The organism is Streptomyces sp. NPDC037203, assembly GCF_055605065.1.
This window is the reverse complement of sequence record NZ_JBVJUC010000003.1, coordinates 103,546-125,817: the sequence shown is the minus strand read 5'-3', so window position 1 is coordinate 125,817 and position 22,272 is coordinate 103,546. Positions and strand designations below refer to the sequence as shown.

The following is a 22,272-nucleotide window of genomic DNA, read 5'->3' as shown; positions in this document are numbered from 1 at the left end:
TCTCGATAGGCTGAGGGTTCACACCACGTTGCCGGATGGCCCCAGGCGCGGCGCGTACGCAAGGAGGATCGAGAACTGATGGCAGGCAACTCGGACCCGCTCACGCCGCGGGCCAAGCTGGCCGTGACCGCGGGCAAGGCGGTCGCGGCGGCATCGCGGGCCGCCGGACGGGGCAGCGGGTCGGTGATCGGGGGGAAGGTCGCGCTGCGGCTCGACCCCGACCTCCTGGCGCGGCTGGCCCAGAACCTGGACGTCGTCCTGGTGTCCGCCACCAACGGCAAGACGACCACCACCCGGCTCATCGCGGAGGCGCTGCGCGCCGCGGGCCCGGTCGTCTCGAACGCGCTCGGCGCCAACATGCCGGCCGGTATCACCTCCGCGCTGGCGGGCGGCTCGGACGCCAAGTTCGGCGTCATAGAGGTCGACGAGAAGTACCTGGCCGGTGTGGCCCGCGACACCGACCCGAAGTGCATCGCGCTGCTGAACCTCTCCCGCGACCAGCTCGACCGCGCCGCCGAGACCCGGATGCTCGCCGAGAACTGGCGCGAGGGCCTGGCCGGCTCCAAGGCGGTCGTCGTCGCCAACTGCGACGACCCGCTGGTGGTGTGGGCCGCCTCCTCGTCCCCGAACGTGATCTGGGTGGCGGCCGGGCAGATGTGGAAGGACGACGCCTGGTCCTGCCCGTCCTGCGGCGGCGTGATGCAGCGCCCCGGCGACGACTGGTACTGCGGCGAGTGCGGCTTCCGCCGGCCCACGCCCAGCTGGGCGCTGTCCGGGGACCACGTCCTCGACCCGCACGGCTCCGCCTGGCCGATCCACCTCCAGCTGCCCGGCCGCGCCAACAAGGCGAACGCCGCCAGCTCCGCGGCCGTCGCCGCCGTCTTCGGGGTGCCGCCGCAGGTCGCCCTGGAGCGGATGTACCAGGTGCAGGCGGTGGCCGGCCGGTACGACGTCGTGCAGTTCCAGAACCGCGATCTGCGCCTGCTGCTGGCCAAGAACCCGGCCGGCTGGCTGGAGACCTTCTCGCTGATCGACCCGCCGCCCGCCCCGGTGATCCTGTCCGTGAACGCCCGCGGGGCCGACGGCACCGACACCTCCTGGCTGTGGGACGTCGACTACACCCGGCTCACCGGTCACCCGATCTTCGTGCTCGGCGACCGCAAACTGGACCTCGCGGTGCGCCTGGAGGTCGCGAACCAGCACTTCCAGGTCTGCGAGAGCCTCGACCAGGCCGTGCAGCTGTGCCCGCCCGGCCGGATCGAGGTCATCGCGAACTACACCGCGTTCCAGGACCTGCGCCGCCGCGTCGGCAACTGATCTTCGAAGGGCGATCACCTCATGAGCGACAACCAACTGCGGCTGGTGTGGATCTACCCGGACCTGCTGAGCACCTACGGCGACCAGGGCAACGCCCTCGTCGTGGAGCGCCGGGCCCGGCAGCGCGGCCTGGACGTGGCCCGGCTCGACGTGCGCAGCGACCAGCCGATCCCGACCTCCGGCGACATCTACCTGATCGGCGGCGGCGAGGACCGTCCGCAGCGGCTGGCCGCCGAGCGGCTGCGCCGTGACGGGCACCTCCAGCGGGCGGTGCAGAACGGCGCCATCGTCTTCTCCGTGTGCGCCGGCTACCAGATCCTCGGCCACGAGTTCATCAACGACCTCGGCCAGCGCGAGCCGGGCCTCGGCCTGCTCGACGTGGTGTCGGTGCGCGGCGAGGGCGAGCGGTGCGTCGGCGACGTACTCGCCGACATCGACCCGCAGCTCGGCCTGCCCCCGCTGACCGGCTTCGAGAACCACCAGGGCGTCACCCACCTCGGGCCGACCGCCCGCCCCTTCGCCCGGACCAAGATCGGCCGGGGCAACGGCACCGGGGACGGCACGGAGGGCGCGTACAACGGGACCGTCTTCGGCACGTACATGCACGGGCCGGTCCTCGCCCGCAACCCGCTCATCGCCGACCTGCTGCTGAAGCTGGCGCTCGACGTCAACGCGCTGCCGCCGATCGACGACCGCTGGTACGACGCGCTGCGCGAGGAGCGCATCGCGGCGGCGCAGCAGCCCGCCTAGGGTCTTTCGTTTGGATCAGGCCGGCAAGATCCAAACGAGAGGCCCCAGGCACGGCACGGCCGCACCGGGGTCCGCACAGCCGTGCGCATACGGCTGCACGGGCCCCGTTTCCGGCCGCGAGGGACCGGCGTAAGCCGCGCGTCAGGGGCCGCTCAGCGCCTTCCGGCAGGATCATGGCGGGCCCGCCTGACGGCTCGTCCGCTCATCTGGGCGGACGCGTCCAGCAGGCGGACGCCCACTGCGGAGCCACCCCCTCACGCCGGTAGGGTGACCGGGAATCCGCCGGACAACGTGGTCCGGTCTCCCGGCCCACGTTCGAGAAGGTAATTCGGGCTATGCGCATTGGTGTCCTCACGTCCGGCGGCGACTGCCCCGGTCTGAACGCCGTCATCCGGTCCGTCGTGCACCGTGCGGTCGCCGACCACGGCGACGAGGTCATCGGTTTCCGGGACGGCTGGAAGGGCCTCCTGGAGTGCGACTCCGTGAAGCTCGACCTCGACGCGGTCGGCGGCATCCTGGCCCGCGGCGGCACCATCCTCGGCTCCTCCCGCGTCCGCCCCGAGCACCTGCGCGACGGCGTCGAGCGGGCCAGGGGGCATGTCGCGGAGCTGGGTCTGGACGCGATCATCCCGATCGGCGGCGAAGGCACCCTCAAGGCGGCCCGGCTGCTGTCGGACAACGGGCTGCCCATCGTGGGCGTGCCCAAGACGATCGACAATGACATCGCTGTCACCGATGTCACCTTCGGCTTCGACACCGCCGTGACCGTGGCGACGGAGGCCCTGGACCGGCTGAAGACCACCGCCGAGTCCCACCAGCGGGTGCTGATCGTGGAGGTCATGGGCCGGCACACCGGCTGGATCGCCCTGCACTCCGGTATGGCGGCCGGCGCGCACGCCGTCGTCGTACCGGAACGGCCCTTCGACATCGAGGAGTTGACCCGCAAGGTCGGCGCGCGGTTCGCCGCGGGCAAGCGGTTCGCCATCGTGGTCGCCGCGGAGGGCGCCAAGCCGCGCGCCGGGTCCATGGAGTTCGACGAGGGCGGCACGGACGTCTACGGCCACGAGCGCTTCGCCGGCATCGCCCGCCAGCTCTCCATCGAGCTGGAGCAGCGGCTCGGCAAGGAGGCCCGGCCGGTCATCCTCGGGCATGTGCAGCGCGGCGGTACGCCGACCGCCTACGACAGGGTGCTGGCCACCCGCTTCGGCTGGCACGCCGTGGAGGCGGTGCACCGGGGCGAGTTCGGGATGATGACGGCGCTGCGCGGCACCGACATCGTGATGGTGTCGCTGGCCGAGGCCGTGGAGACCCTCAAGACGGTCCCGGTGGAGCGGTACGACGAGGCGGAGTGCGTGCTCTAGTCCGGCCTTTGGTTCGGTCCTGGACTACCCGCCCCCGGTCATCGGCATGATCGAGGGCGGTCCTACTCTTATGGGCGGACAGAAACGTACAACCCCCATGAATCAGGAGCCGCCGCATGGATCACATGGGACACATGGATCACAGCGGGCACGGCATGGTGATGAATCTGCCGCCGTTCACGCTGGGGCGCGGGCTCGCCTTCTCGGCCGAGCCCTTCTTCCTGATCACCTGCCTGCTCGGGCTCGGCCTGTACGCGTGGGGGGTCGTACGACTGCGCCGGCGCGGCGACGCATGGCCGGTGGCCCGCACCTTCTCGTACGTCGTCGGCGTGCTCACCATCCTGCTGGTGATGTGCACCAAGCTGAACGACTACGGGATGGTCATGTTCAGCGTGCACATGGTGCAGCACATGATCATCAGCATGCTGTCGCCGATCCTGATCCTGCTCGGCGCCCCGGTCACCCTGGCGCTGCGCGCGCTGCCGACCGCGGCCCGCGGCCGCAAGGGCCCGCGCGAGCTGCTGCTGATGCTGCTGCACAGCCGGTACATGCGGGTCATCACCCACCCGCTGTTCACCATCCCGATGTTCATCGCGAGCCTGTACGTGCTCTACTTCACCCCGCTGTTCGACTTCCTGATGGGCTCGAAGACCGGGCACATCGCGATGATGGTGCACTTCCTCGCGGTCGGTGTCGTCTTCTTCTGGCCGATCATCGGCGTGGATCCGGGCCCGCACCGGCCGGGCCATCTGATGCGGATGCTGGAGCTGTTCGCGGGCATGCCGTTCCACGCCTTCTTCGGTATCGCGCTGATGATGGCGTCCACGCCGATGGTGACCACCTTCCTGCACCCGCCCGCCTCGCTCGGCGTCGACCCCCTCTCCGACCAGAACAGCGCCGGCGGCATCGCCTGGGCGTTCAGCGAGGTCCCGTCCGTGCTGGTGCTGATCGCACTGCTGTTCCAGTGGTACGGCTCCGAGAAGCGGCACGCCAAGCGCAAGGACCGGCAGGCGGACCGGGACGGCGACAAGGAGCTGGCGGAGTACAACGCCTACCTGGCGTCGCTGAACGCACGCCAGGGCTGAGCCCGCCACGCCCCGCAGCCGGGTCCGGGGTATCCCCTGCGGGCGTCCGGCGGGGCACCATGGTCGGACGGACCAGGAGGAGGGCCCCGCGATGACCGGTTCCACCCATGGCACCACGCACGGTTCCGCCCACGGCCGTGCCCGTGGCTCCCTCAGGGCGATGGGCGCGCTCACGGTCGGCACCCTCGTCGCCGTCACCGCGTACACGGTCGCGCTCGGCGGCGACGGCTGGCTGTGGTTCGGCTGGGTGGTGCTGGGACTGCTGACCCTCGCCATGGCCGTCACCCAGCCGTAGCCGCCCCGGCGTCCCGCTCGCCCGGCTGATTACATTGCCCGCATGAGCAGCAGGACCGCGTCCTTCGACGAACTCGACCGCAAGATCATCACCGCGCTGATGGCGAACGCCAGGAGCAGCTTCGCCGAGATCGGGGCGGCGATCGGGCTGTCCGCGACGGCGGTCAAGCGGCGCGTGGACCGGCTGCGCGAGACCGGGGTCATCACCGGGTTCACGGCGACGGTGGAGCCCTCCGCGCTGGGCTGGCGCACGGAGGCGTACGTGGAGGTCTACTGCGAGGGCGCGGCCCCGCCCCGGCGCCTCGCGGAAGTCGTCCGCAACCATCCGGAGATCACGGCGGCCATGACGGTGACCGGCGGCGCGGACGCGCTGCTGCACGTACGGGCGCGGGACGTGGACCACTTCGAGGAGGTGCTGGAGCGGATCCGCACGGTGCCCTTCATCCGGAAGACGATCAGCGTGATGGTGCTCTCCCATCTCCTGCCGGACAGCCCGGAGGCCGGTGCCACCCAGGCGGCCCCCGAATGACCGGCAGACGACCTCCCGACGATGGTCGCGAGTATGCGCAGCAGGCCTGCGTGAGCGCGCCGGACAACGCAGCGATGGTGCAGGTCCACGCAGCTTTCTGCGCTTGTCGGGCGGTCTCGTTCCTTCCTACCGTGGAGTCACCCAACAGTGACAGACGGAAACCGGAGGGAACCCTCTGTGTCCGAAAGCCGTGCATCGCGCCCCCGGCGCTTCCTCGTCTGTGAACCCAGACATTTCGCGGTGCAGTACGCGATCAACCCCTGGATGAACCCCGACCGGCCGGTTGACGTGGATCTGGCGCGCGAGCAGTGGCAGGAGCTGATCCGCACCTACCGCGCCCACGGGCACACCGTCGACGCCGTCGAGCCGGTCCCCGGCCTGCCGGACATGGTGTTCGCGGCCAACGCCGCGTGCGTGGTCGGCGGCCGGGTCTTCGGCTCCCTGTTCCACGCACCGGAGCGGCGCCCCGAGTCGCTGCACTACGACACCTGGTTCAAGGCGTCGGGCTACACCGTGTACCGCCCCGAGTCGGTCTCCGAGGGCGAGGGCGACCTGGTGTGGACGGGCCGGTACATCCTGGCGGGCACCGGGTTCCGCACCACCCGTGAGGCGCATCGCGAGGCGCAGGAGTTCCTGGGGCACCCGGTGATCGGCCTGACACTGGTGGATCCGTACTTCTACCATCTGGACACGGCGCTGTTCGTGCTGGACGACGCCAATGTCTGCTACTACCCGGAGGCGTTCTCGCCGGGCAGCCGCGAGGTGCTGCGGCGCCTGTACCCCGACGCGGTGGAGGCCACCCGCGAGGACGCGATGAGCTGGGGCCTGAACTCGGTGTCCGACGGCCGGCACGTGTTCATCGCCCCCCAGGCACAGGCGCTGTCCGAGCGCCTCGCCGACCACGGTTACGTCCCCGTCCCCGTCGACCTGTCCGAGTTCCACAAGGCCGGCGGTGGCATCAAGTGCTGCACCCAGGAGATCCGCTGATGACCGCACCCGCGCGCCCCCGTACGTCCGCCGACCTGATCCGCGCGGAGGAACCGGTCCTGGCGCACAACTACCACCCGCTCCCGGTGGTCGTGGCACGGGCGGAGGGCACCTGGGTGGAGGACGTGGAGGGCCGCCGCTACCTGGACATGCTCTCCGGGTACTCGGCGCTGAACTTCGGCCACCGCCACCCGGCGCTGATCGAGGCCGCCCACCGCCAGCTGGACCAGCTCACCCTCACCTCGCGGGCGTTCCACAACGACCGGCTCGCCGAGTTCGCCGAGCGGCTCGCGGCGCTGACCGGCCTGGACATGGTGCTGCCGATGAACACCGGCGCGGAGGCGGTGGAGAGCGGCGTCAAGGTGGCCCGCAAGTGGGCCTACGACGTCAAGGGCGTCCCCGCCGACCAGGCCACCATCGTGGTCGCGGCGGACAACTTCCACGGCCGTACGACGACGATCGTCAGCTTCTCCACCGACGAGACGGCACGGGCGGGCTTCGGCCCCTTCACACCGGGCTTCACGGTCGTGCCGTACAACGACCTGGCCGCGCTGGAGGAGGCCGTCGACGAGAACACGGCGGCGGTGCTGATCGAGCCCATCCAGGGCGAGGCCGGGGTGGTCGTCCCGGACGACGGCTATCTGACGGGCGTGCGCGAGCTGACCCGGCGCAAGGGCTGCCTGTTCATCGCGGACGAGATCCAGTCGGGCCTCGGGCGCACGGGCCGTACGCTCGCCGTCGACCACGAGGGCGTGGTGCCGGACGTGCTGCTGCTCGGCAAGGCGCTCGGCGGCGGCATCGTGCCGGTCTCGGCGGTGGTGGCACGGCGCGAGGTGCTGGGGGTGCTGCATCCGGGCGAGCACGGCTCGACGTTCGGCGGCAACCCGCTCGCGGCGGCGGTCGGCATCGCGGTGCTCGAACTGCTGGAGACCGGCGAGTTCCAGCGGCGGGCCGCCGAGCTGGGCGTGATCCTGCGGGACGGGCTGACGGAGCTGGTGGGCAAGGGCGTGCTGGGCTTCCGCGCCCGCGGTCTGTGGGCGGGCGTGGACATCGACCCGGCGATCGGCACCGGGCGCGAGATCAGCGAGCGCCTGATGCGGGAGGGGATCCTGGCGAAGGACACCCATGGCTCCACGATCCGCCTGGCACCGCCGCTGACGATCACGGCGGAGGAGCTGCGGTCCGCACTCGGCACGCTGGAGCGGGTGCTGGGCTGAGTGGGCTGAGGGTTCCTCAGGGACTCCTCAGGGGTGGTCCGGGGGGGCGCTCGGGGGGTTGGGCAGGGGGGCGGTCGGGGGCTCTCCATCCGTGGGTGGAGAGCCCTCCATCGACCCGTGGGTGCTGGTGAGCGGTGGGGTGCGGGGCGCAGCCTTGAGGCATGAATTCGCTGCGTACGGCACTCGTTGCCCTCACCAGTGTCTGCTCCCTGGTCTTCGCGGCCGCCTGGCTGCTCGGTGCCGCCTACTTCGGCATCAGAGCCCACGGCGGCGTCCGCGGCTGGCTCCGCGCCTCCCGCGCCTCGGCGCCACGCCGGCTCCTGCTGATCGCGGGCGTGGCCACGTTCCTCGTGGTGGTCCGGTACACGCGGGGCATCTGGGAGCATCTCCGGTTCTGGCAGCCCGGACTGGCGCTGCTCGGCGCCCTGCTCACCCTCGTCTCCACCGCCCTGCTGCTGTGGTCCCGCTGGGTGCTGGGCACGATGTGGGACAGCGTCCCCTCCCTCCAGGAACACCACGAGCTGCGCACGGACGGCCCCTACCGGCTGGTCCGCCACCCCATCTACACCGGCACCCTCGGCCTGATCACCGGCTCGATGCTGGCCGACGGCTTCGGCGTCTGGACTGCCTCCCTGGCCGCCGCGATCCCCTGGCTGCTGCGCCGGGTCCGGGTCGAGGACGCCCTGATGGCGGGCGAGTTCGGCGCCGCGTACGACGCCTACCGGTCACGGGTCCCGGCGCTCATACCCCGGCTGCGCCCCAGCGCCCCCGGCCCGCACCCGCGGGGCGCCGGCGGCGAGCGGTCCTAGCGTCTCCCGTCCGCGCGTCAGGCTCTCCGGTCCGGTTGCCTCCAGGCGCAAGTGGCAGCACGCTGTCCTCGCGGCCGAGCCGAGCCGCCGGAGTGAGGAGCGACCCCCTTGTTCTACTACCTGCTGAAGTACGTGCTGCTGGGTCCCCTGCTCAGACTGGTCTTCCGACCCCGGATCGAGGGCCTGGAGAACGTGCCGGGCGCGGGACCGGCGATCGTCGCCGGGAACCATCTCTCCTTCTCCGACCACTTCCTGATGCCGGCGATCCTCAAGCGCCGCATCACCTTCCTCGCCAAGGCCGAGTACTTCACCGGGCCCGGCGTCAAGGGCAGGCTGACCGCGTTCTTCTTCCGCAGCGCCGGACAGATCCCGGTGGACCGCTCGGGCAAGGAAGCGGGCCAGGCCGCGATCCGCGAGGGCCTCGGGGTGCTGCGCAAGGGCGAACTGCTCGGCATCTATCCGGAGGGCACGCGCTCGCACGACGGCCGGCTGTACAAAGGGAAGGTCGGGGTCGCGGTGATGGCCCTGACGGCGGGCGTCCCGGTGATCCCCTGCGCCATGATCGGCACCTTCGAGGCCCAGCCGCCCGGCAAGACCCTCCCCCGCGTCCGCCCCGTGACCATCCGCTTCGGCAAGCCCCTCGACTTCTCCCGCTACGCGGGCATGGAGCAGCACAAGGCCATCCTGCGGGCCGTCACCGACGAGATCATGTACGCCATCCTGACCCTGTCCGAGCAGGAGTACGTCGACCAGTACGCGGCCGTGGCAAAGGCCCAGCCGCCCACGGAGAGGAGGCCGAGGGACCGCGGGTTCCCGAGGGCACCGCTCGGCTGACGTTCCCTTCTCGTCCCTCGTCCTTCATTCCTCACCCGAGCAGGGCCAGCCCCTCGTCCAGCACCCGGCGCAGTCGCAGCGCGTCCGGGGCGAGGGCGGTGACCAGGGCGGCCGGGCCGGGCAGCGGCATCAGGGCGGCGCGGTCGCCCAGCAGGCGGGGCGCGGGCGGCTGCTCGGCGAACTCCGGCCGCACCACGAGGAGTTGGCCCACCGCCCGGTGGCCCGCGAGGGTGGCGGGGCCGTCCCAGCCGCCGGGGGCGCCGGGGCCGCAGGACAGCTGCTGGTCCAGGACCGTGCGGCCGGCGACGCGCAGGGTGAGGCGGGTGGTGAGCAGGCCCGGCCGCTCACCGGCCCGGCCGAGCACCTGCTCCTCGCGGAGCACCAGCCGGGCATCGGCGGCGAGTTCGGCCAGGGTGGTGACCCGCAGGTCGCTGCCGGCGGCCGAGATCAGCTGCTCGGGCAGCCAGTGCAGCTCGGCGCCGTCGGCCACGTCGAGCCGGACGTCGTAGCGGGCCTCGCCGGGGGCCTGACCCGGCAGGGCGAGGGTGGCGGCGGCGGAGCCGACATGCAGCCGGGCGCCCCGCTCCGCTCGGGCGGTGAGGGCGAACCGGTCGCCGCCGAGGGGGCCGCTCATCGCGCCGACGACCATGACCCGTGCCTCGGCCCCGCTCCCCCGCGTGCGGCGCAGCGCCAGCGGCCCCGAACCGTCCAGCACGGGCAGCGCGGTACCGCCCCGGCCGTCGGCGCGGGCCACGATCCGGGCGTCGGCGCGGACACGGGCGGGCGCCGTGCCGGGCTCGCCGGGGCGGATGCCGGTGCGGGTCCCGTACCGGGGGGCGGTCGTGACGCCGGTGAGGGTCATGCCGACCACGCGGCGAGCCGCTCACGGACCCATGCGGCCACGTCGGCGACACCCGTGCCGCCGCGCAGGGACTGGAGGACCACGGGCAGTTCGGCGCGCTGGGCCTTGGCGTCGGCGGCCATCCGGGCGAGGTCGGAACCGACGTAGGGGGCGAGGTCGGTCTTGTTGACGACCAGCAGGTCGGCGGTGGTGACGCCGGGACCGCCCTTGCGCGGGATGTCATCGCCGCCGGCCACGTCGATGACGAAGATCTGCGCGTCCACCAGCCCCTTGGAGAAGGTCGCGGTGAGGTTGTCGCCGCCGGACTCCACCAGGATCAGGTCCAGCGGGCCGACGCTCTCCTCCAGGTCCTCGACGGCCTCCAGATTGGCGGAGATGTCGTCCCGGATCGCGGTGTGCGGGCAGGCCCCCGTCTCGACGGCGGTGATCCGCTCGGGCGGCAGCACCGCCTCGCGCAGCAGGAACTCGGCGTCCTCGCGGGTGTAGATGTCGTTGGTGACGACGGCGAGGGACAGCTCGTCCCGCAGTTCCCGGCAGAGCGCGGCCACGGTGGCGGTCTTCCCCGAGCCCACGGGTCCGCCGAGCCCGATGCGCAGGGCACGGCGCGTTCCGTCCGGGCGGTGGGCGTCGGCGCTCACGGCGGCGGGGCCTTCGTGGGAGTGGTCGAGGTGCATGGACGGCTCCTGGGGGCGGGGGGCTTGTTTCACAAGGGGGGTGCGGGAGGGGGTCGTACGTCGGACGGTGACGGGGTGGGTCAGGACGCGAACAGCCGGGCCGGCCAGGCGGCGTGGGCCTCGGCCAGGATCTCCAGCAGCGGGCCGGATGCCGCCGGCAGCGCGTCGGTCCCTTCCGCCGCCGCTCTGCCCGCCGCGTCCACCGCCGTCCGCACGACCGCGTCCAGCTCCGGTGCCAGCCGGGCCAGTACTCCGGTCGCGTCGAAGGGGTCGAGGCTGAGCAGTCGTACGGTCGCGGTGGCCGGTCCGCTCACGCTCTCGTACAGGGCGCAGTACGCCGCGTCCGTGGGCCCGAGCCCGGCCGCGCGGGCGGCGAGTCCGAGGACCACGGGCTGGTGGGCGCCCTTGGGGAACCACCGGGCGAGCTGGTCGAGTTCGGCGCACGGCCAGCTCGCCCGCGCGGCCCGCAGCAGCTGGCGGCCGAGCCGGCGGGCGGCGAGCCGGAGCGCCGGGGAGGGCGTGCGGGCGGCGGCCGCCGCGTCCAGCTCACGGGGGTCCAGGCCGAGCGCGGCGGCCGCCGCGAGGGCGCCCGCGACCAGTCCGGCCGTGTGCAGCCGGCCCCGGCAGAAGTCCTCCAGGTCGGCGGCGCAGGTGATGCGTCCCGCCTTGACGGCGGCCTCGGCCCCGCCGGAGTGGGCGTGCCCTCCGGCGGGGAAGCGGCCGTCGGCGAGGACGAGCAGTGTCGCGTGCGTCATCATGGTGCCCGTGGCCGTCAGAAGAGGAAGTAGCGCTGGGCCATGGGCAGTTCGGCGGCCGGAGTCGCCTCGACCAGGTCGCCGTCGATGTGCACGGCGAAGCTGTCGGGGTCGATCCGGACGTCGGGGCGGGCGTCGTTCTCCCGCATGTCGGCCTTGGTGACCGCGCGCGTGGAGTCGATCGCCACGAACCGTTTGCCGAGCCCGAGCCGCTCCGGCAGCCCGTCCTCCAGGGCGAGGGAGGAGACGAAGTTGACGGAGTTGGCGGCCGGGGCGCGGCCGATCGCGCCGTACATCGGGCGGGGCAGGATCGGCTGCGGGGTGGGGATGGAGGCGTTGGCGTCGCCCATCTGCGCGTAGGCGATCTGACCACCCTTGAGCACGAGGAGCGGCTTCACCCCGAAGAACGCGGGCTCCCACAGCACCAGGTCGGCGAGCTTGCCCTGCTCCACGGAGCCGGTCTCGCCGGCGAGGCCCTGGGCGAGCGCCGGGTTGATCGTGTACTTGGCGACATAGCGCCGTACCCGGTGGTTGTCCGCGCGGCCGTCGCCGGGCAGGGCGCCCCGGCGCCGCTTCATGACGTGCGCGGTCTGCCAGGTCCGCAGGATCACCTCGCCGACCCGGCCCATGGCCTGGGAGTCGGAGGAGATGATCGAGATGGCGCCGAGGTCGTGCAGGATGTCCTCGGCGCCGATGGTGGAGGGCCGGATCCGGGACTCGGCGAAGGCGAGGTCCTCGGGGACGGCCGGGTTGAGGTGGTGGCAGACCATCAGCATGTCGAGGTGTTCCTCGGCGGTGTTGACGGTGAACGGCCGGGTCGGGTTGGTGGAGCTGGGCAGCACGTTGGGCTGGGAGACCACGGTCATGATGTCGGGCGCGTGCCCGCCGCCCGCGCCCTCGGTGTGGTACGAGTGGATGCCCCGGCCCCGGATCGCGGCGAGGGTGTCGCCGACGAACCCGGCCTCGTTCAGGGTGTCGGTGTGGATGGCGACCTGGATGCCGGTGCGGTCGGCGACGGTGAGCGCGGCGTCGATGACGGCGGGGGTGGAGCCCCAGTCCTCGTGCAGCTTCAGGCCGACGGCGCCGCCGCGGATCTGGGACAGCATCGCCTCGTGGCTGACGGTGTTGCCCTTGCCGAGGAAGCCGATGTTCAGGGGGTAGGACTCCATGGCCTCCAGCATCCGGGCGAGGTGCCAGGGGCCGGGTGTCACGGTGGTCGCCTTGGAGCCCTCGGCGGGGCCGGTGCCGCCGCCGACCAGGGTGGTGATGCCGGAGGCCAGTGCCTCGTCGGCGACTTGGGGGCAGATGAAGTGGACGTGCGCGTCGATGGCGCCGGCCGTGAGGATCCGGCCGTTGCCCGCGATGATCTCGGTCTCGGGGCCGATCACCAGGTCGGGGTGGACACCGTCCATGGTGTCGGGGTTGCCGGCCTTGCCGAGGGCGGTGATACGGCCGTCGCGGATGCCGACGTCGGCCTTGACGATGCCCCAGTGGTCCACCACCACGGCACCGGTGATCACGGTGTCGGGAGTGCCGTCGGCACGGGTGGCACGGGACTGGCCCATGGACTCGCGGATGACCTTGCCGCCGCCGAAGACCGCCTCGTCCCCGGAGCGGCCGGGTCCGCCGGAGCGGTCCTCCTCGATCTCGATCAGCAGATCGGTGTCGGCGAGCCGGATGCGGTCGCCGGTGGTGGGTCCGAACAGGTCGGCGTAGGCGGCGCGGGAGATCTCAGGCATCGAGGGCACCCCCGGTCTCGCCGCGCAGCCCCGGCACGATCCGGGCGCCGGCGAGGGGGACGAGTTCCACGTCGACGGGGATGCCGGGCTCGAAGCGCACGGCGGTGCCGGCGGCGACGTTCAGCCGCCTGCCGCGCGCGGCGGCGCGGTCGAACTCCAGGCCGGGGTTGGCCTCGGCGAAGTGGTAGTGGGAGCCGACCTGGACGGGCCGGTCGGCGGCGTTGAGCACGGTGAGCCGGGTGGCGGCCCGGCCCTCGTTGACGCACACGGGGTCGTCCGCGAACAGGATCTCTCCGGGAATCATCGCGGCCCCCGTCAGATGATCGGCTCGTGCACGGTGACGAGTTTGGTGCCGTCCGGGAAGGTCGCCTCGACCTGCACGTCGTGGATCATCTCGGCGATGCCGTCCATGACGTCGTCCCTGGTGAGGAGCTTGCGGCCGGTGGACATCAGCTCGGCGACGGTACGGCCGTCGCGCGCGCCTTCCAGGATGTGCGCGGTGATGAGGGCGACCGCTTCGGGGTGGTTGAGCCGAAGGCCGCGCGCCCTACGCTTCTCGGCCACATCGGCGGCCACATGGATGAGCAGCCGCTCTTGCTCGTGCGGGGTCAGTTGCACGTCCCACCTCACAGTCCTCGCTCCGGACCGTGCGGGGTCCGGGTGCCGCAGCCACCGCGACGGAAGTCAGGTGTAACACACGGACGAATGGGGACCGACCGTGCTCAACGAGGGCACAAAATCCCTCCGGCGGCATCGATCCACAGGCTAGTTCGCCGGAGTTTCAACGACGTTAACCAGCCTTTGGGCGGCTCATGACCGCCGTATGGCAACGGCGATAATCGCCGCGCGGGCAGGGGCGGTTCAGGACATGCCCGGCCCCGTGCCCGGCCGCGATACAGGGCATGCCCGCTGTCGCGCTCGGCCGCGGTTCAGGAGATGCCCGGCCCCCGGTACTCCGCCGCGATGCCGAAGCGCTGACGCTCGCGGGGAGCGGACGGCACCTCGCGGACGGCCCTCTCGCGGATGCGGGACACCGAGTCGGCCACCTGCTCCTCGCCCGCCTCGGCGGCGTCGAGGGCTTCGAGTCGCTCCAGGTCGGCGGCCGACACCAGCGCGGCCAGCGGCTTGCCGTGCCGGGTCACGACGACGCGCTCGCCGCCGTACACCACCCGGTTGATCAGATCGGCGAGCTCAGCCCTGGCTTGCGTCACCGGAATCTCGTAGGCCATGGCCCCATCATAACGGCAGGTACGTCCTGTACATTCTGTACAGAAGTCGGAGATCGTCGGTCTCCGCCATGAGGAGGGGTGTGCCCAGATGCCGCGACCGTCCGCCCGTTACGTCCTGCCCGAGTTCACCGAACGCACCGGCTTCGGGGAGCGGCGGCTCGATCCCTACTCGAAGCTGTTCGAGAGCCGGGTCGTCTTCCTGGGGACGCCCCTGGACGAGACTGCGGCCAGCGATGTGATCACCCAGTTCATGCACCTCGAACACCTGGCACCGAATCGGGACATCACGCTGTACCTGAACTGCCCCGGCGGCTCCTTCCACGCCATGACGGCGGTCTACGACACGATGCGGTACGTCACCTGCGACGTGGCCACCTACTGCCTGGGCCAGGCCGCCTCGGTGGGCGCCCTGCTGCTGGCCGCCGGCACCCCCGGCAAGCGGTTCACCCTGCCCGGCGCCCGCGTGGTGCTCTCCCAGCCCGAGCTGCCCGAGCCGGCGCAGGGCCAGCCGAGCGATCTGCTCATCCAGGCCGGCGAACTGGTCAGGCTGCGCACCCTGATGGAGGAGATGCTGGTCCGGCACACCGGGCGCACCGCGGAGCAGGTCCGCGAGGACCTGGAGCGCGACCTCATGCTGGACGCGCCGGGCGCGCTGTCGTACGGCCTGGTGGACGGCGTGGTGCCCAGCCGCCGGGACCTGCCCGGCGGGCGGTGAGCCGGCCGTGCTGCCCGACGGGCTGCCGCCGCTGCCGGCGCTGACGCAGGCGGAGGGCGCGGTGGTCGACCACTATCTGGCGGTGGTCGATCTGCTCGGCAGGATCAACCCGGCGCGCGACGGGGACACCTATCGCGGGCTGCGCGCCGCGCAGGCGCTGGTGCGCCGGGCGGAGGAGCTGCGCGACGCGCTGGTGCTGATGCACGAACGGGGCGAGCGGGAGGTGCACGGGGGCACGCTGGCACGGGCTCTGCGGGTGCTCGACGGCGAGCGCCGGGCCGCTCGCGTCGCGCTCCCGCCGGACGCCGTGGGCTGATCCGGACGGCCGCCGGACCCGGCGGGTGCGGGGCGTCCGCGCGGCCGCCGGATCCGGGCTCGAAACGGTCCGAACGACGTACCGCCGACCGGTGTATATCCGGATCCGTTTCCGGCTCTCCCGAGTTGCGCGCGGGGCGCGCCCACGCTTCGCGCGCGACCGTCTTTTCCCAGGTCCGGGGCTCAGCACGGGAACTGACGGAGCATCGAACGCAGCATCCGCCACCCGAACAGGCGAGTGGTGAGTAACGCCACAAATCCCCGATTCCGTTGGGATTTTCGGACAGCTGTAGGTCAAGATCCCTGTCTGACGACAAGCCCCCGCCGCCGCGGCGGGGCGATCCGGGCGGACGCCGAGTCCTGCCGCCGCCCGGATGACCGGTCGACAGGAGTGGATCGGCAGGAGTGGAGGACCCAGGCAAGGCGGGTCCCCGGACGGTCGGCCGGCCGCGTGAGCGGACGGACGGGCGCTTCGGGCGGCCCTTGGGGTGAAGCCGTGGCAACGCGGCCGGGCTACTTCGCCAGCCCGAATCCGACAGGTCATCCTTCACAGGCGGCTGACGAAGGGTTGCGCATGACTGCGCTCAATCGTGTCCCGTCGCTGATGGCCCGCGCCGGTACGGCCTCGGCCCTCACCCTGGCCGCCGTGGGCGGCTCGATCGCGGTTCCGGGCCTCTCCGCCGACGCCTCGGCCGCGACGCTGGCGACGAAGGCCCTGAACATCGCGGCGTCCAAGAAGGGCGCCCCGTACCAGTGGGGGGCCACCGGGCCGCGACGGTTCGACTGCTCGGGTCTGACGCTCTATTCGTTCAAGAAGGCCGGCAAGAATCTGCCGCGCACCGCCGCGCAGCAGTACAACAAGACGCACCACATCTCCTCCGGCCATCGCAGAGCCGGGGACCTGGTGTTCTTCCACTACGGCTCGAACGTCTACCACGTCGGCATCTACGCCGGTCACAACAAGATCTGGCACGCGCCCAAGACCGGTTCCGTGGTGCGGCTGGAGAAAATCTGGACCAAGAGCGTCTGGTACGGCCGGGTCAGCTGACCCGCCCGCGCACCGGGAGCGGCTCCCGCCGACGGGCCGCTCCCCGTGCCTCCCCCATCCGGCAGCGCCGCCGGCCTCGGGGCGGTCCGGAACGGGGTGCCGCGCGCCCGGATGAACGTTTCGCGGCCGCGCGCGAGGCCCCTCGCTACGGCTCCTGACGGCCTGCCGCCGCCGGTTCGGCCGGGACGGTCCAGGGCAGTTCGATGGAGACCGTCTTGCCGCCCTCACGGGTCGGGCGGACCCGGAGCCTGCCACCGCACTCGGCGGTGAGCCAGCGGATGATGACCATCCCGCGGCCGTTGTCCTGCTGGACGGCCGCGGGCAGTCTTTTCGGGAAGCGCGGATGACTGTCCGTGACGCCGATGCGCAGCTGCTCGTCGCGCTCCAGCGCGAGGTCGACCGTGAAGGTCGGGGACTGCCCGAAGGTGTGCTGCACGGCGTTGGTGGCCAGTTCCGAGACGATGAGCCGCACCGTGTCGGCCGCCTCGGTGTCCGACGGCAGGCCCCACTCCGCCAGGGTTGCCACCACGTACGACCTCGCGGCGGCCACCGAGGCGGGATCGCTCGGCAGAGTGACGGATGCTTCCAGGTGGTCTGCCATGGCGACATCGTCCCTTTCCCACGGGACCGGAGTCCTCCATGGAGCGGATGGTTCGAGTACGGTCCCGGACTGGTGCTTCCTCGCCAGACTGCCACCACCGAACCGGTCACGGGGAGCGATCCACCAAGATATGCATATATCTGTCGCCCGATGCGGTGAACTCTGCGACGGGAGACCGTATTCGGGCGGCCCGTAAGGAGTAAGGAGGAGCCCATGCAGAACGGGCCGGCAGTGCGCCGCCGCAAATTGGGTGCCGAACTGCGCACGCTGCGCACCGGTGCGGGGCTCACCAGTGGGGAGGCGGCCCGACTGGTCGGCTGGCACCAGTCGAAGGTGAGCCGCATCGAGACGGGCGCCAGTGGTGTGAAACCGGCCGATCTTCGCTTACTCCTGGACGCCTACGCCGTGCGCGACGCCCAGCTGCGCGAGCTGCTGCTGATGCTGGCCGGCTCCGAGGACGGCGACGGCGACCGCAACCGCTGGTGGCACGCCTACCGCGGGGTGCTCCCGCCGACGTACCGGGACTTCATCAGCCTGGAGTCGCAGGCCCGCGCGATGCGCACGCTGGAGACCACCGTGGTGCCCGGCCTGCTCCAGACGGCCGAGTACGCCCGCGCGGTGACCCGTGCGGCCGTCAAGGACCTGGACGAGGAGCGCCTGGACGCGCTGGTGGAGGTCCGCCTGGCCCGGCAGGACGTGCTGCGCTCGAACCCGCCGCTGGAGCTGAGCGCGGTCCTGGACGAGGCGGTGCTGCGGCGCGAGGTCGGAGGTCCCGAGGTGATGGCGCGCCAGCTGGAGCGGCTGATGGACGCGGCGCGGCTGCCCCAAGTGCGGCTTCAGGTGCTGCCGTTCGGGGCGGGCGCGCATGTCGGCCTCACGGGGCCTTTCGTTATTTTCTCATTTCCGAGCACTTCTGATCTCGATGTTGTTGTTCTCGACCAGTTGACGAGTAGCCTCTACCTGGAGCGGAAAGAAGACCTCCGGGCGTACTCGGAAGCCTTCCAGACCCTTCAGGAACACGCTCTTTCCCCCCACGATTCGCTGGACTACCTCGCCGGGATAGGTGACGGCGCGTAAGGAGGCACCATTGTCAGCTCTGCCTCGGAGCGTCCCTGCCAGTACCGACCTGTACGACGTGCGCTGGTTGCGCAGCAGTTACAGCACGGGAGCCAACAACTGCGTGGAGACGGCCAGGCCGCGCTCCGGTCCCTGGTCCGGACTGCTCGCCGTGCGCGACTCGAAGGACCCGGCCGGGCCCGCGCTGGTCTTCTCCGCCGGCAGCTGGGCCGGCTTCGTGGCCGCGCTCCGCTGAAACCCGCCGGTTCCGGTGCGTCCGGCCGGACCCGCCGGACCCGTCGACACACCCGCCGCGAAGCACGGCCGTGTCCGCCGACTCATGGTCGCGTTTCGCCGATCACCCGTACCGCGTGTGCGATCTCGGCCCCGGAGAGGTCCGCGCGGGCGGTCAGCCGCAGCCGTGAGATGCCGTCGGGCACGGAGGGAGGACGGAAACAGCCCACGGCCAGTCCCGCCGTCCGGCAGTCGGCCGCCCAGCGCACCGCCTGCTCCGGGGACGGGGCCCGTACGGAGACCACCGCGGCGTCCGGACGCACCGCCTCCAGGCCCGCGGCGGTCAGCCGCGCGTGCAGCTCTTGCGCCACCTCGCGGGCCCGCGCCGCCCGCGCGGGCTCCCTGGCGAGCAGCCGCAGGGCCGCGAGGGCCGCACCGGCCGCCGCCGGCGCCAGACCGGTGTCGAAGATGAACGTCCGGGCGGCGTTGACCAGATGGTCGATCACCCGCGCCGGGCCCAGCACCGCCCCGCCCTGGCTGCCCAGCGACTTGGACAGGGTGGCCGTGACCACCACGTCCGGCGCGCCCGCGAGCCCGGCCGCCTGCGCCGCCCCGCGACCCCCGTCGCCCAGCACGCCGAGGCCGTGGGCATCGTCCACGACGAGTCCCGCGCCGCGCTCCCGGCACGCCTCGGCCAGCGCGGGCAGCGGCGCCCGGTCCCCGTCGACCGAGAACACGGTGTCCGAGACCACGATCGCCGTCCCCTCGTGGGTGGCGAGGGCCTTGCGCACCGCCTGCGGGTCGGCGTGCCCGACGACCTGGGTCTCGCCCCGTGCCAGCCGGCAGCCGTCGATGAGCGAGGCGTGGTTGCCCGCGTCGGAGACGACGAGCGAGCCGTGCGGGCCGAGCGCGGTGACCGCGGCCAGGTTCGCGGCGTACCCGGAGGAGAAGACCAGGGCCGCCTCGAAGCCGCAGAACGCGGCCAGTTCCCGCTCCAGTTCGGCGTGCAGCTCGGTGGTGCCGGTGACCAGCCGGGAGCCGGTGGCGCCGCCGCCCCAGGTGCGGGCGGCCCGCGCCGCGCCCTCGGTCACCTCGGGATGCCGGGCGAGGCCCAGGTAGTCGTTGCTCGCCAGATCCAGCAGCGGGGAGGCGGCGGGGCGCGGGCTGAGGCGCCGTACGAGCCCGGCCCGGTGACGCGCGCGGGCCTGCTCCTCGATCCAGCCGAACGCCATGAGTCCTCCGGAGGTTTTGTAGGTAGCGCACAGACCCTAGCTGGCCCGCCCGCCGCCCACCGTGTGGCAATACCCACACGGTGAACGGTGTTCCTTGTGCGAACTCTCCTTGGCCAGGGGCGGTCCGGTAAGACAGGATCGGGCCTCATGGACCTGCTGAACACGCTGGTGGACAAGGGGCTTCGGCGCGAGCTGCCGACCCGCGAGGAAGCGCTCGCCGTGCTGGCCACCTCCGATGACGACCTGCTCGACGTGGTGGCCGCGGCCGGCAAGGTGCGCCGGCACTGGTTCGGCCGGCGCGTGAAACTCAACTACCTGGTCAATCTCAAGTCCGGCCTGTGCCCCGAGGACTGCTCCTACTGCTCCCAGCGGCTCGGCTCCGAGGCGGGCATCCTCAAGTACACCTGGCTCAAGCCCGACGAGGCGTCGAAGGCGGCCGCCGCGGGGCTCGCGGGCGGCGCCAAGCGCGTCTGCCTGGTGGCGAGCGGGCGCGGCCCGACCGACCGCGACGTGGACCGTGTCTCGCGGACCATCAAGGCCATCAAGGAGGAGAACGAGGGCGTCGAGGTGTGCGCCTGCCTCGGGCTGCTCTCCGACGGCCAGGCCGAACGGCTGCGCGAGGCGGGCGCGGACGCCTACAACCACAACCTGAACACCTCCGAGTCCACCTACGGGGACATCACCACCACCCACACCTACGCCGACCGGGTGGACACGGTGCAGAAGGCGCACGCGGCCGGTCTGTCGCCGTGCTCCGGTCTGATCGCCGGCATGGGCGAGAGCGACGCGGACCTGGTGGACGTCGTCTTCTCGCTGCGCGAGCTGGACCCGGACTCCGTTCCGGTGAACTTCCTGATCCCGTTCGAGGGAACCCCGCTGGCCAAGGAGTGGAACCTCACCCCGCAGCGCTGTCTGCGGATCCTGGCGATGGTCCGCTTCGTCTGCCCGGACGTGGAGGTGCGCATCGCGGGCGGCCGTGAGGTGCATCTGCGCACGATGCAGCCGCTCGCGCTGCACCTCGCCAACTCCATCTTCCTCGGCGACTACCTGACCAGCGAGGGCCAGGCGGGCAAGGCGGACCTGGAGATGATCGCCGACGCCGGTTTCGAGGTGGAGGGCGCCGACCAGATCACCCTGCCGGAGCACCGGGCGGGCGGCGGCTGCCACGAGGGCGCCGGTGCCGGCTGCCACGAGGGCGGCGCGGGCGGCTGCCACGAGGGCGGCGGGGTCTGCGGTCCGGTCTCCGCGGAGCCGGCCGCCGAGCCGGTGGCCGCGAACGAGCCCCGTACCGACCTGGTCGCCGTCCGCCGCCGGGGCGCCGGAACGGATCTCGCGCCCAATGCCTGATCTGCCCCGCCTGAGCGTCCCCGAGCTGCTGGAGCTGGACCGGCGGCACGTCTGGCATCCGTACGGCCCGATGCCCGGACGCGCCGAACCGCTCGTCGTGGAGTCGGCGAGCGGGGTCCGGCTGCGGCTCGCGGACGGCTCGGGCGAGTTGGTGGACGGCATGTCCTCGTGGTGGTCGGCGATCCACGGCTACAACCACCCGGTGCTCAACGAGGCCGCGCGGGGGCAGTTGGAGCGCATGAGCCATGTGATGTTCGGCGGGCTCACCCACGAGCCCGCCGTCCGGCTCGCGAAGCTCCTTGTCGACATGTCGCCCGACGGCCTGGAGCATGTGTTCCTGGCCGACTCCGGCTCGGTGTCGGTCGAGGTGGCCGTCAAGATGTGCCTCCAGTACTGGCGTTCGCTCGGCCGGCCCGGCAAGCGGCGGCTGCTGACCTGGCGGGGCGGCTACCACGGGGACACCTGGCAGCCGATGTCGGTGTGCGACCCCGAGGGCGGGATGCACGAGCTGTGGTCCGGCGTGCTGCCGCGCCAGGTGTTCGCGGACGCGCCGCCGGCCGGGTACGAGGAGTCGTACGCGGAGCATGTGCGCGAGCTGATCGGGCGGCACGCCGACGAACTGGCCGCGGTGATCGTGGAGCCGGTGGTGCAGGGCGCGGGCGGTATGCGCTTCCACTCCCCCGCGTATCTGCGGGTGCTGCGCGAGGCGTGCGACGCGCACGGTGTGCTGCTGGTGTTCGACGAGATCGCCACCGGTTTCGGGCGTACGGGCGCGCTGTTCGCGGCGGACCACGCGGCCGTCACCCCGGATGTGATGTGCGTGGGCAAGGCGCTGACCGGCGGCTATCTGACGATGGCGGCCACGCTCTGCACCGCGCGGGTGGCCGAGGGGATCTCACGGGGCGAGGTGCCGGTACTGGCGCACGGGCCGACCTTCATGGGCAATCCGCTGGCGGCCGCCGTGGCCTGCGCCTCGCTGGACCTGCTGAGGGGCCAGGACTGGCAGGCCGAGGTCAAGCGGATCGAGGCGGGCCTGACCGCGGGTCTCGCACCGGCGGCCGAACTGCCGGGCGTGCGGGACGTACGGGTGCTGGGCGCCATCGGCGTCGTACAGCTGGACCACGAGATCGACATGGCCGCGGCCACCCGCGCGGCCGTCGCGGAGGGCGTGTGGCTGCGCCCGTTCCGCGATCTGGTGTACACGATGCCGCCGTACGTCACCTCCGACGAGGACGTGGCGAGGATCGCGCGCGCGGTGTGCGCCGCGGCGCGGGAGGGATGA

Annotated in this window: 26 protein-coding genes; 17 read left to right on the top strand and 9 right to left on the bottom strand. The window is 72.1% G+C overall.

Going from position 1 to position 22,272, the window contains the following annotated elements; all coding sequences use genetic code 11:
* The first annotated feature begins 78 nt into the window (after positions 1-78).
* The 10 genes from ACZ7EC_RS09805 (at position 79) to ACZ7EC_RS09760 (ending at position 9,183) form a co-directional block, all read left to right on the top strand.
* A complete protein-coding gene (locus ACZ7EC_RS09805) occupies positions 79-1,317 on the top strand; it encodes a MurT ligase domain-containing protein (protein WP_471060129.1) in 1,239 nt (412 codons plus the stop codon).
* Between the two features lie 21 nt (positions 1,318-1,338).
* Positions 1,339-2,067: a type 1 glutamine amidotransferase gene (locus ACZ7EC_RS09800; RefSeq protein ID WP_070028154.1), complete on the top strand. Its 729-nt coding sequence runs from the start codon at positions 1,339-1,341 to the stop codon at positions 2,065-2,067.
* Positions 2,068-2,402: 335 nt separating this feature from the next.
* Complete coding sequence (locus ACZ7EC_RS09795) at positions 2,403-3,428, top strand: 6-phosphofructokinase (RefSeq protein WP_471060125.1); 1,026 nt, start codon at positions 2,403-2,405, stop codon at positions 3,426-3,428.
* Between the two features lie 134 nt (positions 3,429-3,562).
* Complete coding sequence (locus ACZ7EC_RS09790) at positions 3,563-4,513, top strand: cytochrome c oxidase assembly protein (RefSeq protein ID WP_471062001.1); 951 nt, start codon at positions 3,563-3,565, stop codon at positions 4,511-4,513.
* A 91-nt stretch (positions 4,514-4,604) separates the two neighbouring features.
* On the top strand, positions 4,605-4,808 hold the full coding sequence (locus ACZ7EC_RS09785; RefSeq protein ID WP_471060123.1) for a hypothetical protein: 204 nt from the start codon (positions 4,605-4,607) through the stop codon (positions 4,806-4,808).
* Between the two features lie 42 nt (positions 4,809-4,850).
* On the top strand, positions 4,851-5,336 hold the full coding sequence (locus tag ACZ7EC_RS09780) for an Lrp/AsnC family transcriptional regulator (RefSeq protein ID WP_471060120.1): 486 nt from the start codon (positions 4,851-4,853) through the stop codon (positions 5,334-5,336).
* 177 nt (positions 5,337-5,513) lie between these two features.
* Positions 5,514-6,323: a dimethylargininase gene (ddaH, locus tag ACZ7EC_RS09775; protein ID WP_471060117.1), complete on the top strand. Its 810-nt coding sequence runs from the start codon at positions 5,514-5,516 to the stop codon at positions 6,321-6,323.
* Positions 6,323-7,540 (top strand): ornithine--oxo-acid transaminase, encoded by a 1,218-nt coding sequence (gene rocD / locus ACZ7EC_RS09770; RefSeq protein WP_471060114.1) that lies wholly within the window; start codon positions 6,323-6,325, stop codon positions 7,538-7,540. The genes ddaH and rocD overlap by 1 nt, the downstream gene beginning before the upstream one ends.
* 161 nt (positions 7,541-7,701) lie before the next feature.
* Positions 7,702-8,349 carry a methyltransferase family protein gene (locus ACZ7EC_RS09765; protein ID WP_471060111.1) on the top strand — a complete coding sequence of 216 codons (648 nt, stop codon included), beginning with the start codon at positions 7,702-7,704 and terminating at the stop codon, positions 8,347-8,349.
* A gap of 108 nt (positions 8,350-8,457) precedes the next feature.
* Positions 8,458-9,183, top strand: a complete 726-nt coding sequence (locus tag ACZ7EC_RS09760) for a lysophospholipid acyltransferase family protein (protein ID WP_471060110.1) — start codon at positions 8,458-8,460, stop codon at positions 9,181-9,183.
* Between the two features lie 31 nt (positions 9,184-9,214).
* Here the strand turns inward: ACZ7EC_RS09760 and ACZ7EC_RS09755 are convergent, their stop codons facing one another.
* From ACZ7EC_RS09755 to ACZ7EC_RS09725, 7 genes are all read right to left on the bottom strand, one after another.
* Complete coding sequence (locus ACZ7EC_RS09755) at positions 9,215-10,045, bottom strand: urease accessory protein UreD (RefSeq protein WP_471060107.1); 831 nt, start codon at positions 10,043-10,045, stop codon at positions 9,215-9,217.
* Positions 10,042-10,719, bottom strand: coding sequence for an urease accessory protein UreG (ureG, locus tag ACZ7EC_RS09750; protein ID WP_471060105.1), 678 nt, complete (start codon positions 10,717-10,719; stop codon positions 10,042-10,044). Before ureG ends, ACZ7EC_RS09755 begins: the two co-directional genes overlap by 4 nt.
* A gap of 80 nt (positions 10,720-10,799) precedes the next feature.
* Positions 10,800-11,474, bottom strand: a complete 675-nt coding sequence (locus ACZ7EC_RS09745) for an urease accessory protein UreF (protein WP_471060102.1) — start codon at positions 11,472-11,474, stop codon at positions 10,800-10,802.
* Between the two features lie 17 nt (positions 11,475-11,491).
* Positions 11,492-13,213, bottom strand: a complete 1,722-nt coding sequence (locus tag ACZ7EC_RS09740; protein WP_471060099.1) for an urease subunit alpha — start codon at positions 13,211-13,213, stop codon at positions 11,492-11,494.
* On the bottom strand, positions 13,206-13,517 hold the full coding sequence (locus ACZ7EC_RS09735) for an urease subunit beta (protein ID WP_471060096.1): 312 nt from the start codon (positions 13,515-13,517) through the stop codon (positions 13,206-13,208). The genes ACZ7EC_RS09740 and ACZ7EC_RS09735 overlap by 8 nt, the downstream gene beginning before the upstream one ends.
* Before the next feature lie 11 nt (positions 13,518-13,528).
* Positions 13,529-13,831 carry an urease subunit gamma gene (locus ACZ7EC_RS09730; protein ID WP_145486128.1) on the bottom strand — a complete coding sequence of 101 codons (303 nt, stop codon included), beginning with the start codon at positions 13,829-13,831 and terminating at the stop codon, positions 13,529-13,531.
* 311 nt (positions 13,832-14,142) lie between these two features.
* Positions 14,143-14,442, bottom strand: coding sequence for a type II toxin-antitoxin system Phd/YefM family antitoxin (locus ACZ7EC_RS09725; protein ID WP_471060092.1), 300 nt, complete (start codon positions 14,440-14,442; stop codon positions 14,143-14,145).
* 88 nt (positions 14,443-14,530) lie between these two features.
* Between ACZ7EC_RS09725 and ACZ7EC_RS09720 the strand changes: the two genes are divergently transcribed.
* From ACZ7EC_RS09720 to ACZ7EC_RS09710, 3 genes are all read left to right on the top strand, one after another.
* The gene (locus ACZ7EC_RS09720; RefSeq protein WP_471060089.1) at positions 14,531-15,157 is read left to right on the top strand and encodes an ATP-dependent Clp protease proteolytic subunit; all 627 of its coding nucleotides are present in this window, start codon (positions 14,531-14,533) and stop codon (positions 15,155-15,157) included.
* A 7-nt stretch (positions 15,158-15,164) separates the two neighbouring features.
* Positions 15,165-15,473 carry a hypothetical protein gene (locus ACZ7EC_RS09715; protein ID WP_471060086.1) on the top strand — a complete coding sequence of 103 codons (309 nt, stop codon included), beginning with the start codon at positions 15,165-15,167 and terminating at the stop codon, positions 15,471-15,473.
* A gap of 573 nt (positions 15,474-16,046) precedes the next feature.
* Positions 16,047-16,520, top strand: a complete 474-nt coding sequence (locus tag ACZ7EC_RS09710; RefSeq protein ID WP_471060083.1) for a C40 family peptidase — start codon at positions 16,047-16,049, stop codon at positions 16,518-16,520.
* A 145-nt stretch (positions 16,521-16,665) separates the two neighbouring features.
* Here the strand turns inward: ACZ7EC_RS09710 and ACZ7EC_RS09705 are convergent, their stop codons facing one another.
* On the bottom strand, positions 16,666-17,121 hold the full coding sequence (locus tag ACZ7EC_RS09705) for an ATP-binding protein (RefSeq protein ID WP_471060081.1): 456 nt from the start codon (positions 17,119-17,121) through the stop codon (positions 16,666-16,668).
* Positions 17,122-17,334: 213 nt separating this feature from the next.
* Here ACZ7EC_RS09705 and ACZ7EC_RS09700 point away from each other — a divergent pair, with 213 nt between their 5' ends.
* Positions 17,335-18,198 carry a helix-turn-helix domain-containing protein gene (locus ACZ7EC_RS09700; protein WP_471060079.1) on the top strand — a complete coding sequence of 288 codons (864 nt, stop codon included), beginning with the start codon at positions 17,335-17,337 and terminating at the stop codon, positions 18,196-18,198.
* Between the two features lie 10 nt (positions 18,199-18,208).
* Positions 18,209-18,433, top strand: coding sequence for a DUF397 domain-containing protein (locus tag ACZ7EC_RS09695; RefSeq protein ID WP_397987412.1), 225 nt, complete (start codon positions 18,209-18,211; stop codon positions 18,431-18,433).
* An 82-nt stretch (positions 18,434-18,515) separates the two neighbouring features.
* Here ACZ7EC_RS09695 and ACZ7EC_RS09690 read toward each other — a convergent pair whose 3' ends face one another.
* A complete protein-coding gene (locus tag ACZ7EC_RS09690; protein WP_471060074.1) occupies positions 18,516-19,643 on the bottom strand; it encodes an 8-amino-7-oxononanoate synthase in 1,128 nt (375 codons plus the stop codon).
* Between the two features lie 147 nt (positions 19,644-19,790).
* On the opposite strand from ACZ7EC_RS09690, the gene bioB reads away from it, so the two are divergent.
* Together bioB and ACZ7EC_RS09680 are read left to right on the top strand one after the other, a co-directional pair.
* A complete protein-coding gene (bioB, locus tag ACZ7EC_RS09685) occupies positions 19,791-20,990 on the top strand; it encodes a biotin synthase BioB (RefSeq protein ID WP_471060071.1) in 1,200 nt (399 codons plus the stop codon).
* Complete coding sequence (locus ACZ7EC_RS09680; RefSeq protein WP_471060067.1) at positions 20,983-22,272, top strand: adenosylmethionine--8-amino-7-oxononanoate transaminase; 1,290 nt, start codon at positions 20,983-20,985, stop codon at positions 22,270-22,272. Before bioB ends, ACZ7EC_RS09680 begins: the two co-directional genes overlap by 8 nt.

Bases quoted from the DNA above. Each gene is read 5' to 3' on its own strand.
- ACZ7EC_RS09745 (WP_471060102.1), bottom strand. From the start codon at position 11,474: ATGACGCACGCGACACTGCTCGTCCTCGCCGACGGCCGCTTCCCCGCC.
- ACZ7EC_RS09720 (WP_471060089.1), top strand. From the start codon at position 14,531: ATGCCGCGACCGTCCGCCCGTTACGTCCTGCCCGAGTTCACCGAACGC.
- ACZ7EC_RS09725 (WP_471060092.1), bottom strand. From the start codon at position 14,442: ATGGCCTACGAGATTCCGGTGACGCAAGCCAGGGCTGAGCTCGCCGAT.
- ACZ7EC_RS09800 (WP_070028154.1), top strand. From the start codon at position 1,339: ATGAGCGACAACCAACTGCGGCTGGTGTGGATCTACCCGGACCTGCTG.
- ACZ7EC_RS09705 (WP_471060081.1), bottom strand. From the start codon at position 17,121: ATGGCAGACCACCTGGAAGCATCCGTCACTCTGCCGAGCGATCCCGCC.
- ACZ7EC_RS09785 (WP_471060123.1), top strand. From the start codon at position 4,605: ATGACCGGTTCCACCCATGGCACCACGCACGGTTCCGCCCACGGCCGT.
- bioB (WP_471060071.1), top strand. From the start codon at position 19,791: ATGGACCTGCTGAACACGCTGGTGGACAAGGGGCTTCGGCGCGAGCTG.
- ACZ7EC_RS09780 (WP_471060120.1), top strand. From the start codon at position 4,851: ATGAGCAGCAGGACCGCGTCCTTCGACGAACTCGACCGCAAGATCATC.
- ACZ7EC_RS09710 (WP_471060083.1), top strand. From the start codon at position 16,047: ATGACTGCGCTCAATCGTGTCCCGTCGCTGATGGCCCGCGCCGGTACG.
- ACZ7EC_RS09680 (WP_471060067.1), top strand. From the start codon at position 20,983: ATGCCTGATCTGCCCCGCCTGAGCGTCCCCGAGCTGCTGGAGCTGGAC.
- ACZ7EC_RS09805 (WP_471060129.1), top strand. From the start codon at position 79: ATGGCAGGCAACTCGGACCCGCTCACGCCGCGGGCCAAGCTGGCCGTG.
- ACZ7EC_RS09740 (WP_471060099.1), bottom strand. From the start codon at position 13,213: ATGCCTGAGATCTCCCGCGCCGCCTACGCCGACCTGTTCGGACCCACC.
- ACZ7EC_RS09795 (WP_471060125.1), top strand. From the start codon at position 2,403: ATGCGCATTGGTGTCCTCACGTCCGGCGGCGACTGCCCCGGTCTGAAC.
- rocD (WP_471060114.1), top strand. From the start codon at position 6,323: ATGACCGCACCCGCGCGCCCCCGTACGTCCGCCGACCTGATCCGCGCG.
- ACZ7EC_RS09700 (WP_471060079.1), top strand. From the start codon at position 17,335: ATGCAGAACGGGCCGGCAGTGCGCCGCCGCAAATTGGGTGCCGAACTG.
- ACZ7EC_RS09765 (WP_471060111.1), top strand. From the start codon at position 7,702: ATGAATTCGCTGCGTACGGCACTCGTTGCCCTCACCAGTGTCTGCTCC.
- ACZ7EC_RS09735 (WP_471060096.1), bottom strand. From the start codon at position 13,517: ATGATTCCCGGAGAGATCCTGTTCGCGGACGACCCCGTGTGCGTCAAC.
- ACZ7EC_RS09755 (WP_471060107.1), bottom strand. From the start codon at position 10,045: ATGACCCTCACCGGCGTCACGACCGCCCCCCGGTACGGGACCCGCACC.
- ACZ7EC_RS09690 (WP_471060074.1), bottom strand. From the start codon at position 19,643: ATGGCGTTCGGCTGGATCGAGGAGCAGGCCCGCGCGCGTCACCGGGCC.
- ureG (WP_471060105.1), bottom strand. From the start codon at position 10,719: ATGCACCTCGACCACTCCCACGAAGGCCCCGCCGCCGTGAGCGCCGAC.
- ACZ7EC_RS09790 (WP_471062001.1), top strand. From the start codon at position 3,563: ATGGATCACAGCGGGCACGGCATGGTGATGAATCTGCCGCCGTTCACG.